Below are 12,644 nucleotides of genomic sequence, written 5' to 3'. Positions count from 1 at the left end.
ATCAACAACTCTGAAATCAATATAAAAGTTTTAGTTTCATGGTAGCCATAACTTTTATTGGTGAACCGTATTTTAATGAGATATTAATTTTATAACATATTTCAATATTAAGTGATTTAATTACTGAAATTTATTATCTTTACGCCCAGATACAATGATGAGTTCCCTCATAATCATTAACCCGTCTTCACAGATATTTTAAATGATTATGACAAGATTCTAATACACAAATACTTCTATCTTTTTCAATTAAAAAAGAGTGGCAAAATAATTGACCACTCTTTTATATTATATCCAGAAAATTATCTTTCTCAATTCTGTGTCAGACTTTTCTTAATAAAATCTTCCAGTTCTTTGCCATGAAGGTTTTTAGCTAAAATAGCTCCCTGCCCGTCAATAATGACATTAAAAGGCAGTTCATCTACTTCATAAAGCTTTGCTACAGGGCTTTTCCAGAATTTTAAATCACTGATCTGTATCCAGTTGATCTGAAATCTGTCAATTGCTTTCTGCCAGCTTTCTTTATTCTTGTCTAAAGAAATACCTACTATTTCAAACTGATTATTTTTTATCTGTTCTGAGTAGGTATCATACATCGTTTTCAACTGAGGCTGTTCCTCTACACATGGAGCGCACCATGTTGCCCAGAAATCAATCAGAACCAGTTTTCCTTTCAATGCGGAAAGAGAAAATGAAGTTCCATCCGCTTTGGTCATGGTAATTTCAGGCGCCTTCTTCCCTATTTCTATTTTGTTTTGAGCATTCATATAGCCCGAAAACAGTATTAAAAATAGTAGTTTAAAACCATTCTTCATATTAATCATTTGTAGGATAATCTTTATCAAGCCAGTCTGTTTTGATATTTTTCGGAAGATTTAAAAGCTTCGCATTTTTGAAGCCCATTTCCATCAGCAAAGCAAAGGCAGGACGAATATTGGGGCATTTTACGAAAGGACAGCATCCGCAGTAAATCACAATTTCTCTGTTCTTCGGAATATTTTTAAGATAATTTCTCAGTTTTTCCAGATTTTCAGGTTCATGCGTTGGGCCAATATCAACAGAACCTTTAATAATAGCTTCAGGACCAACTGAAATAATCACCAGATCTTTTGTTGTATTCTTTTCAATTCTGGAAGCCAGTAACGCCGGATCCATCAGCTGGCTGTCTTTCCATGGATCTTGTTTTTGCTGTGCCTGGCTGAAAACCGAACAGACAAAACATGCAATGATAAACAAATACTTCATTCTTCTATTTTTCACAAAGATAAGTTGAAAAGTTCAGAGTACAGGACTGTATGGTTTCTAATAGACTTATTAATATTTTTAATTTTAAAACCTTTAACAAATAATTTTATACATTTATGTGAAGTATTGTTGAATAAAAAACACTCTTAACAATGGAAGAAGGATTCCAGCCTGATGCAATCATCATCGGAACCGGACTGGCAGGGCTTACTGCTGCCATGGAAATAACCAATGCCGGAAAGAAAGTTTTGCTTTTGGATCAGGAAACAGAACAGAATATTGGTGGACAGGCATTCTGGTCATTCGGTGGGTTATTTCTGATCAATTCTCCGCAACAAAGAAGAATGGGAATTAAAGATTCTTATGAGCTGGCACTGCAGGACTGGAAAGGAACTGCTGCTTTTGACCGTCCGGAAGACTATTGGCCGCGGCAATGGGCTGAAGCTTACCTGAAATTTGCTGCTGGTGAAAAATACGAATACATTTCCAGACTGGGAATCAAGCTGATGTTTATGGTAGGCTGGGCAGAACGCGGTGATGGATCGGCAACGGGTCATGGAAATTCCGTACCCCGCTTTCATGTGAGCTGGGGAACAGGAACTGGGGTGATAAAACCTTTTGTTGAAAAAGCTTACAAAGCTCAGCAAAAAGGACTGCTTCAGATGAAATTCAGACATCGGGTAACTGAAATTATTACTGAAAACGATAAAATAAAAGGTCTTAAAGGAGATATTCTGGAAAATGATAACCAGGAAAGAGGTGCTGCAACCAACAGAACCGTTATCTCTACATTTGAATATTCAGCTCCAAATATCATCATCGCTTCCGGAGGAATTGGTGCCAATCATGAATTAGTAAGAAAAAACTGGCCGGAAAGACTTGGAAAAGCGCCTGAAAATATGGTTTGTGGTGTTCCAGCCTATGTGGATGGCAAAATGATAGGCATTGCAGAAAATGCAGGTGCTCATATCATCAATCCGGACAGAATGTGGCACTACACGGAAGGCTTACAAAACTGGAATCCCATCTGGCCAAAGCACGGAATCCGTATATTGCCGGGACCATCATCGCTATGGTTTGATGCTAAAGGTGAACGTCTCCCCGCTCCTTTTCTTCCGGGATTTGATACGCTGGGGACTTTACAGTATATTCAGGAAACAGGGTTTTCTTATTCGTGGTTTATCCTTACACAGAAAATTATCAAAAAAGAATTTGCCCTTTCTGGCTCAGAGCAAAATCCGGATATTACGAATAAAGATTATGCTCTTTTTCTGAAAAGGATTTTTGGTAAAAAAGCACCCGGACCTGTAGAAGCTTTTAAAGAGCACGGAAAAGACTTTATTGTGTCAGATAATCTGAAAGACTTAGTTAAAAGGATGAATGAACTGGCAGGAAACACCCTGTTGAAATATGAAAATATAAAATCACAGATTGAAGCCAGAGACAGAGAGTTAGACAATAAGTTTTCAAAAGACACTCAGGTTAATTATATCAGAAATACCCGAAATTATTTAGGTGATAAATTGGGAAGAGTTGCTGCTCCTCATAAGATCTTAGATCCTGAAAACGGACCTTTGATTGCTGTACGTCTTAATATTTTAACCCGCAAAACGTTGGGCGGAATAAAAACCAATCTGGATGGTCAGGTATTGAGAGAGGATGACAGTGTTATTGAAGGATTGTACGCTGCCGGAGAAGCTGCCGGCTTTGGCGGTGGCGGAATGCACGGTTACAGAGCCCTGGAAGGAACATTTTTGGGAGGTTGTATCTTTTCAGGAATGAAAGCCGGACAATACATTGCCAGACTTTAAAATTAAATACTAATGAATATGAGTAATTATTTCGATCATAAAGTCATTTGGATTACCGGAGCATCATCAGGCATTGGTGAAGCTTTGGTAAAAGAACTTACCAGAAACAGTAACGCCAAAATTATCCTTTCCTCCAGAAAAGAAGAACAGCTTCATTCCGTTGCTGAGAAAGCTGGTTTGAGCAGAGACCGATATGCGGTGATCCCTTTAGATCTTAAAAATTATAAAGAAATGCCCTCCATTGCAGCAAAAGCATCGGAACAATTTGGCAAGATTGATATTCTGATTAATAATGCAGGATTGTCACAACGGTCATTAGCCATGGAAACCGATATTGAAGTAGATAAACAGCTTATCGATATTGATTATATCGGAACCGTAGCTCTTACAAAGGCTGTTTTGCCTTATATGATCCGAAATAAAGGAGGACAGATTGCTGTTGTGTCCAGTTTAATGGGAATTTTCGGTGCTCCTATGCGAAGTGGATATGCAGGTGCGAAGCATGCTTTACATGGTTTTTTTGATGCCTTGAGAGCAGAATTATTCACCAAGAATATTAAGGTCACGATCATTTGTCCGGGTTTTATACAGACAGACATTTCTATTAATGCTGTTACCGGAGACGGCTCATTACAAGGGACAATGGATGATGCCACAAAGAATGGAATGCCTGTTGATATTTTCGCAAAAAAGATGCTTTCTGCCATTGAAAAACAGAAAAGACAACAAGCAATAGGTGGTAAAGAAGTTATGGCCGTTTATCTGAAGAGATTCTTTCCCAATGTATTAGCCAAAATAATCCGTAAAGCTAAAGTGGTGTAAAGAAAAAAAGCACCATTCAAGAGGAAATGATGCTTTTAATAAATATAATGAAGAATTTGTTTTAAAAGGTTTTTACCAAACCAATTCCCACAATTTTATTCTGATAGAAAGGCATTACCATAGTAGATGAAAGCGAAGTTTTAACTTTATTTTTTCCTCGTAATAAATTATCAATTTTTGGAAACAGCCAATACGCCAGCTCTGTAGAAAGAATCCCGAATCCGGCTCCTGCTATGACATCTCCCAGCCAGTGTTTATCATTCAGCATTCTGTAAACTCCGGTGAAAATTGCAAACGGATATCCGGAGATACTGAGCCAGAAATTGGTGTCTTTATATTCCCGGAACATAAACTGTGCTGAAGAAAACGCTGTAGCAGCATGCCCTGAAGGAAAAGATAAAGTATTCGATCCGTCCGGCCTTTCCTCTTTTACCAGATACTTTAATGGCATGGTAAAAGCAGCTGCAATGAGTTGTGAAGATGCGTAGATGATAGTACGGTCTCTCAGATTATGTTTTCCTTTTATCCCCATCGCATTAAGTCCGTATACCATTACTGCAGGAGCATATTGGGTATAATTATTCAGTTGTATCTGTTTAGGCTGATGTTCGTTGATTTCAACCTTAGTGGATAGATTAAGCTGCTTCAGATTCTTGATGGAAAGACCTGCTACTCCGTAGGTAATAAATGCAGCAGGAATGATCAAACTTTTATAATTCAGGGTGTTTTTTTGAATTTCCGTCGTTCTAATGCTATCCTGTACAGGCTTTTGAGCCTTAATTGTATCATTGACACTCTGTGCATTGATTCTGCTTAAAAGTGAACTCAAAATCATTACATACATCCATGTTTTTTGAAACTGTTTTTTCATTTTAAATCATATTTAAAATTATCCGATTCTGTATTAAAATTTATAGCTGTATCCCAAACGAACCACCTGGGTTTCGTAGTAATCATTGCTGGTATAGGCAAATCCTTCACCTTGTACAGACTTCTTGATCACCATTGTATTAAGCAGATCCGAAGCGTTGAAAAAGAGTTCCCCCTTCCCTTTCTGAATGGCTTTTTTCACTCCTGCATCCACTGAGAATCTTGATTGTATTCTTCCCTGAGGAATAATATCCGGAGCGAGATACACCAGGGTAAACTGCATATCCAACCCTTTTGAGAAATGAAAAATGTTATTCATCTTAACATTTCCTGAAATAGCGGTTTGCTGATCTGCAGAGAATGTATTAGGCTGAGGATACAGATTCTGTACAGTAAATGCATCAATCTGATTACGGTATATATTTCCATTGACATTCAGGGAATAAATATCCGATACTTTTTGGTTCCAAATTGTTTCAAGCCCTGTATTATAGCTCTTTCCTGCATTTTGGAAGATGGCATAAATAAGGGTGCTACCGGGAACAATACTGGAAATTCTGGAGATCGTTCCATTGGCAAAACGGTGATACAATGCAGAATATAAATATCCGCTATCCCAATTGTGTTTATATCCAAGTTCAATGGAATTTGTAAACTGAGGACGTAATGCCGGATTTCCTACCTTAATGATTTCTGCATCATCATATTTTGGAAATATTCTGATATCCACTTCATTCGGACGGTCTACCCTTCTGTTATAAAAAACTGAGAACTTATTACGGTCATCAAGCTTATAGGCAAGCCTGAAATTCGGGAATGGCTGAGTGTAATTGTATCCGTCACTTTTATACGTAGGATGGTTAGGATTTACATCATACTGAATTTTCACATATTCTAATCTAAGTCCCAATTCTGCTTCCCATTTTTCATTTTCAAAAACATAATTTCCATACACGGCAGGAATAAATTCTTTATAATCTGCCTTCCCACCGGCAGAAACATCCAACACAGAGTTCGCTCCCGGAATAAAATTCATATTGGTAGGAATGCTTCTGTTTCTCAGCTTAATTCCTGTTTCTATTCGTCCGTATTTCAATGGTTTTACATAATCTACATTGAAGTCATACACCTGTTCATCAGATAATAGCTTAAAAGCATCAGTTCCGGTAGAAGATGGCAGATAATTGTCATAGAAATATTTTTCATCCTCCCTATGGAACGTATAATTGAACCCTACATTCAGCACATGCCCGGCTTCTTTGAATTTATGTTGATAAGAAGCTGTTCCCATCACGGTTGTTTTCAGTTCATCCTCCAGAAACTGCCATAACCGCAGACGCTGAGACCTATCTCCATTGAAAAACGGCTGATCTCCTCTGTCGATAATTTTTTCACTTCCATACATTCCTGAAATGGTTAAGGTATTCTGAGCATCAATATTCCAGTCTATTCCTGCTTTAGTGGTGAAGAAATTGGTATTTCTGTTCCTTTTCAGCTGGGAATTAATAATTGTTCCGTCATCATAAGTACGGGTGACAAATTCATTCTTGTTAAGGGTTTCCGTATAAAGATTATCCGCCTGTAAAAATATATTAACCTTATTTTTCCTGTAATTGAGAGACAAAGAGGGATTAATCTTTGGAGTCAGCGTGTATTGAGGTCTTATCATGGGAAGATTTTCCTTTCTTACCCATAGTGAACCTAGTCCTGTAGTGAAGCCTGCTTTTCCGTTCCATCCGTTCTGTTTATTTTTTTTCATGATAATATTGATGATTCCGGCATTTCCGTTCGCATCATATTTTGAGGAAGGATTGTTGATGATTTCAATTTTATCAATTGCAGAAGCAGGGATATTATCCAGTCCGGTCTGACTTCCAAAACCTGTAAGAGCTGTCTGTTTGCCATCAATCAGAACGGTTACTTTATCATTACCTCTAAGCTGCACTTTGCCATCCTGTACGGTAATTCCGGGAAGATTCTGCATGCTTTGTAATACGGAACCACCGCTATGGCTGATGTTATCGGCCACAGAATAGGTTTTCTTATCCAGACGACTGTCTATTTCATTCTTTTTGGAAGCTGTAATGGTAATGGCTTCTATTTTGGTTTCCGTTTCTTGCTGCGCAGTCAGTTCAATGGCAGGAATTTCCAGAAACTCAGAAAGACTTCCTATAAAAACGGGCTGTACCTGCGTATGATATCCTGTGAGTGAGGTTTCCAGAAGATAATGATCCGGTTTTATTCCGGTAAGAGAAAATCTTCCTTCTTCATTGGTAATTGTTCCTGCTGTAAAAGTGCTGTCTTTTTCCTTTTTTAAAATAATATGAGCATATGGTAATGCTGCCTTGTCTTGGCCGGTAATCCTTCCTGAAGCCGTCACAGAAGCTGTCTGTGCAGAAACAAGGGAAGAAGCCACTATACAGGCTGGAAAAAATATCAGAGCTGTCTTATTCATTCTTCTAGTTTTATTTTCTTTAAAATATTTTTTGTTATAAGAGGTGTTGGATTATTCATTTTGAAGGGGTAATTCCCGGCTGTGTTTTCTTTGTGAAATGACGATCATCAATACCATCAGAGCAAGAGATATCAGAGAAGCATTAAAAGTTCCCAGATCCAGTCCTCCTTTCGCTAAAGGTTTGGTCAAAAGATCTCCGAAAGTAGCGCCAAATGGTCTGGTGAAAACAAAAGCAATCCAGAACAGCAACACATGATTGATCTTTGTGGCATAATGAAGTACTACCACAATAAAGATAATGAGTCCTGTAATCAGCGCTCCGGTCATATAACCGAGTCCTAAATTATCACTCAGAAAATCTCCAAAAGCAGTTCCCAGACTGTTGGAAAATAAAATGGCAGTCCAGTAGTATAATTCTTTATTTCTTTCAAAAATCGGATAAACTTCAAGGTTACCATACTTCTTATACCACAGAAACAAAGAAAATAAAAGACCTGAAAGTAAAATTAAACTGCCAGTCAGATATCCGGTTTTCAGTGTTCTGTCGATGCAGTCAGAGATTTCCGTTCCTAAAGTGGTTGTTCCTATAATCACCATCCAATAGACGGCTGGTATATATTTTTTCACACCAAGCTGCACGGATAAAATGATGATAAAGAATAACAGGGTAACCAGAATACCTACTACATAGCCCAGATGAAGCGTCATAGAAATAAAATCACCCAAAGTCTCTCCTAATGTGGTGGCTACAATTTTCATCAGCCAGAATAGAAGGGTTACGGCTGCAACTTTGTTTACTGTTCTCATTTCTAAATAAAATTTATACCTCAGTATGTTTTCAATACAAAGGTGCAACCCGATTTAGAAGAAATTTAGAATTACTGGAAAAGGGAATATCTTTAACTATAATTTAACAGAGAAAATATGGTGTTGATTCTCAAACCTGTAGTTGATAGTCCACTGATGAAATCTGCAGATTTCCTGAATAATAGACAAGCCCAGCCCGCTTCCGCTGTTATCCGTTGAAAGTTTTGAAAATCTTTTGAATAAGAAATCCGTATTCAGTTTCTCAGTCCCTGAATTGGAAACTTCAAAAACAGAATGGGTAAGCTGTACGGAAATACTGCCTCCTACAGCCGTATGGCGAATGGCATTGATTAAAAGATTGTTGATTAATATTTCTGCCAGAATATTATTTCCGCTTACCTGTACCTCATTTGAGATGTTTTCTGTAACTGAAATATTTTTTTGCTCAAAATGTTCTCTGAGAATATCAATGCTTTGATGAAGCAAATGACCAAACGAAATAATTTCTGAACTGTCAAACTGGTTATTATCAATTTTGGCAAGAAGCAAGAGGTTTTTATTGATGCGGGAGCTTCTTGTGAGCGCCCTGTTTATATCTTCAGCAATGCGGTATTGCTTTTCGGTAAGATTCTGATCCTGAAGCAAAAGATCCAGTTTGTTTTTAATAATGGCCAGCGGAGTCTGCAGTTCGTGGGAAGCATTTTCAGTGAACTCTTTCTGGGTTTTGTAAGCAGAGACATTACGTTCAATAAGCTTGTAAAGAGACTGATTGAGTTCTTCAAATTCAGCAGTATCAGAAGCCGGGAATTCTATCGTATTCTGGCTGTTAAGGTTGAAAGTCTTCAGCTGATCCAGTGTACTTCTGAACGGTTTCCAGACAGATGAAGAAAGCCTTCTGTTAAGATATAAAAGCCCAACCACAATCACCACGAAAAAAAAGATGGTAATCATGGCAATAACTGCTATGGTTTCATGAGACTCCTCAATATTGGTCTGTATAGTAAACAGATAAGGTTTATTGTGAAGATAAATTACCTTTTCAAGACATCTGTAACGCTCTTTTTTCTGTTCCGAAATGAATGGCAGATGTTTTTCGTAAGTATAAACACTGTCCCGCTTTACCTGACTGGGAGAAATTCTTTCAATATTGGTTTCAGGCTGAATATGATTCCATAATTCAAGACTTTTGTTCAGAGATTCTTCAGAAAGCTGCAGCTGATTGAATTCATAAGCCGTTTTCTCTACAATAATCTGATTATGCTCATCAAGCTCACTTTTCCAGATTGTATCCACCACAAAATAATACACAGGAATACTGATCATCAGTACAATAAGTACGTAGATAAGAAAGGGTTTGGTGGTTTTGGTGAGTAGAGGCTTCACAGTAATGATGAATTATGAATTATAAATTATGAGTTGTGAATTTATATTACTTCTGTTATTTATTTTTTGTTGTAATGATGATACTTCGGATTATTTTTAATATTTCTGTGGCTTCATTATTGATGCTTTCATATTCAGTGGATGATAAATAATCAGTGTTAAATAAAAGCTCAATCCAGTAAATAGATTCATCACATTCTTTTTGAGCAACAGCCAGTTTATGAACAAAATCCGCTTTACTTTCAGCATTTTGTGCTTCTCTTACTAAAGCTCCAACTGCCGTTCCACTTCTTAATAACTGTTTACTCAGAATATATTCACTTTTAGCAGTAGAAAGATATTTATAAAGATTAATAATCCTTATTGCAAAACTAAAACTTTTATCTTTCAGCACATTTCTTTTTTCACTCATAACAATTCATCATTTATAACTCATCATTCATAATTATTAAAGCTTTCCCACTTATATCCGGTTCCATACACTGTTTTAAGATAATGCCCGCATCCTGCGTCATAGAGCTTTTTCTTGAGATTCTTTACATGCGCATAGACAAAATCATGATTGTCAAGCATATCGGCAAAGTCTCCGGAAAGATGTTCTGCCAGAGTACTTTTGGAAATGACTTTATTTTTATTGCCGATAAAATAAATGAGGAGATCAAATTCTTTTTTTGTCAGCGAAATTACTTCATCGTTTACGGCCACAGTCTTGGCCAATAAATCGATTTGAAGTTCATTCTGTTTTACCACATTCGAACTGCTGAACTGTTTCCGACGGATAATAGAATATACTCTGGCCATAAGCTCAGAAAGATGAAAAGGCTTAGTAAGGTAATCATCAGCACCCAGCTTTAGTCCTTCAATTTTATCATCAAGAGCGTTTTTGGCGGAAATAATAATTACTCCGTCCTGTTTCTGTTGTTTTTTTAATTCTTCCAAAATGGTAAGACCATTTCCGTCCGGCAGCATAATGTCCAGTAAAATACAATCATAGTCGAATGCTTCTATTTTATTCATCGCTTCACCGAAGGTACTGACCGTTTCACAGAGGTAGTTTTCTCCGGACAGATATTCGGAAATACTTTGAGCAAGTGCGGCTTCGTCTTCAATGATGAGAATTTTCATGTGATAAAACTATGACCAAATTTAGAAGAAATTTTGAATTTTAAATTAAAACATAAATTACAAAAATAGAATCTATAGAACAAGTGTAAAGACTTAAAAGGAGGTTTTTTGTGATATATTTCATAAATTTACAGAACTGTATCAATCTGATGATAGTGTAAAATATTTCCAAGGTGAAAATTCACAACAAAAAAAAGTACCTGAGCTTCCTTAAATTTAAAAGAGATTTCCAAAAATACGGACTAGAAAAAGCACGCAGTTATGAACTTATTCTGCATTGGCTGAACAACAGACTGAGCAGAAACCAGTTTCTTGTTCTTTCCGGAATTTTGGTAGGCTGTACGGCTGGCCTGGCGGGAGTTATCCTGAAAACGCTGGTACACAATATTCATAATTTCATTACCAATAAAGTTCATTTTGAATACCAAATTTTATTCTATATTGTTTTTCCTTTTTTAGGAATTGTTCTGACGACGATGATTGTTTTGACTTTGTTCAAAGGTCAGGATCGTAAAGGAATTGGTGCTATTTTATACGAAATTGCACAGAATTCCAGTATTGTAGCTTCCGTTAAAATGTATTCTCAGGTGATACAAAGTGCTGTTACCGTAGGATTAGGAGGTTCTGCCGGATTGGAAAGTCCTATTGCCGTTACCGGAGCTGCTATTGGTTCAAACTATGCCCAAACGTACAGACTGAGCTATAAAGAACGTACTTTATTGCTGGCTGCAGGAGCTACTGCCGGGATTGCATCTGCTTTCAATGCTCCTATTGCCGGGATTATGTTTGCCTTTGAAATTCTTTTAACCGGAGTGGTTTTCACAGATTTTATTCCTTTGGTCGTTGCTGCGGTGTGCGGAAGTCTTTTGTCGAGGATTTTGCTTCAGGAAGATGTTCTTTTCAGATTTTACACCAGAGATCCTTTCAACTATAAAAATGTTCCGTATTATCTTATTTTAGGAATTGTTACGGGATTGTATGCCCGTTATTTTGTGATTATTTCTCAGAAAGTAGAACATTTTATAAAAGGCCTACAGCTTTCGAGAATGCGTAAAGCAATGTTTGGAGGCGCTGTACTTTCTCTGTTATGCGTTCTTTTTCCACCGCTGTTTGGGGAAGGTTATGAAACAGTAAAGGCTTTTACCAATGGAAATACCTACTCTATTATTGAAAACAGTTTTTTCAGATATTTTGAGATCGGAGACTGGACCATTATTATATTTTTAGTTCTGGTATTGCTTCTAAAAGCATTTGCCACTTCATTTACCATATTCAGCGGTGGAAATGGTGGTAATTTTGCGCCTTCCCTTTTTGCCGGAGGAACTTTAGGCTATTTATTTGCATTGGTTTGTCAGCATATTGGTTTTACAGATGTTCCGATGACTAATCTTGTCCTCGTAGGAATGGCTGGTGCTATGAGTGGAGTTCTGTATGCTCCGCTTACCGCTATATTTCTGATCGCAGAATCAAGTTTCGGATATGATTTGTTTATTCCTCTGATGATTGTTTCTATCATATCCTATCTCATTGCAAAATGGTTCTCCCCGATTTCTCCTGAACTGAAATCATTGGCAGATGAAGGAAAAATATTCACAAATAAACATGACAAAAACCTTCTTTTTGCTTTAAGAACCGAAGATTTTATTGATAAATATTCGCAGACAATTAATGAAAGTGCTTCTGTCACAGAACTGTTTGAAATGGTAAAGAATGGCGATAAAAATATTTTTGCTGTTGTGGATGAAGCCAGAAAATTGAAAGGAGTTCTTACTTTAGATGATATCAGACCTTATCTTTTTAATAAAGAAATGGAAACCTCTCAGACTGTTACCCAGATCATGAAAGCTCCGCCGGCAATCCTTCATCGGGATAATAAACCATTGGACATTCTTCAGACGTTTGATGATACAGGAGTATGGAATCTTCCGGTAGTGAGTGATAATAATGATTTTATCGGGTTTATTTCAAAATCTTCAATACTGATGAGCTACAGACAGCTTTTGAAGGAATATTCCGATTAATAGTAATAACAGAATATAACAACCGAAAACCTAAATTCCCCTTCTCCGGAGGGGTGGCAAAAATTCTTTGAATTTTTGCCGGGGTGGTTAACATCGTCGAAGAAC

The 12,644-nt window shown here is 37.2% G+C and carries 11 protein-coding genes; 3 read left to right on the top strand and 8 right to left on the bottom strand.

The window, feature by feature from the left end; genetic code table 11:
- Positions 1–311: 311 nt before the first annotated feature.
- Both ACMA47_RS16900 and ACMA47_RS16895 read right to left on the bottom strand, forming a co-directional pair.
- Positions 312–815, bottom strand: coding sequence for a TlpA family protein disulfide reductase (locus ACMA47_RS16900; RefSeq protein ID WP_413930714.1), 504 nt, complete (start codon positions 813–815; stop codon positions 312–314).
- Position 816: 1 nt separating this feature from the next.
- On the bottom strand, positions 817–1,245 hold the full coding sequence (locus ACMA47_RS16895; RefSeq protein ID WP_413930713.1) for a rhodanese-like domain-containing protein: 429 nt from the start codon (positions 1,243–1,245) through the stop codon (positions 817–819).
- A 152-nt stretch (positions 1,246–1,397) separates the two neighbouring features.
- Here ACMA47_RS16895 and ACMA47_RS16890 point away from each other — a divergent pair, with 152 nt between their 5' ends.
- Positions 1,398–3,056 carry an FAD-binding dehydrogenase gene (locus tag ACMA47_RS16890; protein WP_413930712.1) on the top strand — a complete coding sequence of 553 codons (1,659 nt, stop codon included), beginning with the start codon at positions 1,398–1,400 and terminating at the stop codon, positions 3,054–3,056.
- A gap of 18 nt (positions 3,057–3,074) precedes the next feature.
- Positions 3,075–3,878 carry an SDR family oxidoreductase gene (locus tag ACMA47_RS16885; protein WP_413930711.1) on the top strand — a complete coding sequence of 268 codons (804 nt, stop codon included), beginning with the start codon at positions 3,075–3,077 and terminating at the stop codon, positions 3,876–3,878.
- Positions 3,879–3,939: 61 nt separating this feature from the next.
- Here ACMA47_RS16885 and ACMA47_RS16880 read toward each other — a convergent pair whose 3' ends face one another.
- From ACMA47_RS16880 to ACMA47_RS16855, 6 genes are all read right to left on the bottom strand, one after another.
- Positions 3,940–4,749: a phosphatase PAP2 family protein gene (locus ACMA47_RS16880; protein ID WP_413930710.1), complete on the bottom strand. Its 810-nt coding sequence runs from the start codon at positions 4,747–4,749 to the stop codon at positions 3,940–3,942.
- A gap of 33 nt (positions 4,750–4,782) precedes the next feature.
- Positions 4,783–7,203, bottom strand: a complete 2,421-nt coding sequence (locus ACMA47_RS16875) for a TonB-dependent receptor domain-containing protein (RefSeq protein WP_413930709.1) — start codon at positions 7,201–7,203, stop codon at positions 4,783–4,785.
- 51 nt (positions 7,204–7,254) lie between these two features.
- A complete protein-coding gene (locus ACMA47_RS16870; protein ID WP_413930708.1) occupies positions 7,255–8,010 on the bottom strand; it encodes a hypothetical protein in 756 nt (251 codons plus the stop codon).
- 96 nt (positions 8,011–8,106) lie between these two features.
- A complete protein-coding gene (locus tag ACMA47_RS16865; RefSeq protein WP_413930707.1) occupies positions 8,107–9,393 on the bottom strand; it encodes a sensor histidine kinase in 1,287 nt (428 codons plus the stop codon).
- 55 nt (positions 9,394–9,448) lie between these two features.
- Positions 9,449–9,805: a four helix bundle protein gene (locus tag ACMA47_RS16860; RefSeq protein ID WP_413930706.1), complete on the bottom strand. Its 357-nt coding sequence runs from the start codon at positions 9,803–9,805 to the stop codon at positions 9,449–9,451.
- A gap of 23 nt (positions 9,806–9,828) precedes the next feature.
- Positions 9,829–10,518, bottom strand: coding sequence for a response regulator transcription factor (locus tag ACMA47_RS16855; protein WP_413930705.1), 690 nt, complete (start codon positions 10,516–10,518; stop codon positions 9,829–9,831).
- Between the two features lie 173 nt (positions 10,519–10,691).
- Here ACMA47_RS16855 and ACMA47_RS16850 point away from each other — a divergent pair, with 173 nt between their 5' ends.
- On the top strand, positions 10,692–12,539 hold the full coding sequence (locus ACMA47_RS16850) for a chloride channel protein (RefSeq protein ID WP_413930704.1): 1,848 nt from the start codon (positions 10,692–10,694) through the stop codon (positions 12,537–12,539).
- Positions 12,540–12,644: the final 105 nt, after the last annotated feature.

It is taken from the genome of Chryseobacterium sp. T20, from assembly GCF_047345655.1.
Classification (GTDB): domain Bacteria; phylum Bacteroidota; class Bacteroidia; order Flavobacteriales; family Weeksellaceae; genus Chryseobacterium.
The sequence above is the reverse complement of the archived record's forward strand: the minus strand, read 5'-3'. Positions and strand labels throughout refer to the sequence as shown.

Coding starts and splice junctions, on each gene's coding strand:
- ACMA47_RS16900 (WP_413930714.1), bottom strand. CDS start 815: ATGAAGAATGGTTTTAAACTACTATTTTTAATACTGTTTTCGGGCTAT.
- ACMA47_RS16895 (WP_413930713.1), bottom strand. CDS start 1,245: ATGAAGTATTTGTTTATCATTGCATGTTTTGTCTGTTCGGTTTTCAGC.
- ACMA47_RS16890 (WP_413930712.1), top strand. CDS start 1,398: ATGGAAGAAGGATTCCAGCCTGATGCAATCATCATCGGAACCGGACTG.
- ACMA47_RS16885 (WP_413930711.1), top strand. CDS start 3,075: ATGAGTAATTATTTCGATCATAAAGTCATTTGGATTACCGGAGCATCA.
- ACMA47_RS16880 (WP_413930710.1), bottom strand. CDS start 4,749: ATGAAAAAACAGTTTCAAAAAACATGGATGTATGTAATGATTTTGAGT.
- ACMA47_RS16875 (WP_413930709.1), bottom strand. CDS start 7,203: ATGAATAAGACAGCTCTGATATTTTTTCCAGCCTGTATAGTGGCTTCT.
- ACMA47_RS16870 (WP_413930708.1), bottom strand. CDS start 8,010: ATGAGAACAGTAAACAAAGTTGCAGCCGTAACCCTTCTATTCTGGCTG.
- ACMA47_RS16860 (WP_413930706.1), bottom strand. CDS start 9,805: ATGAGTGAAAAAAGAAATGTGCTGAAAGATAAAAGTTTTAGTTTTGCA.
- ACMA47_RS16855 (WP_413930705.1), bottom strand. CDS start 10,518: ATGAAAATTCTCATCATTGAAGACGAAGCCGCACTTGCTCAAAGTATT.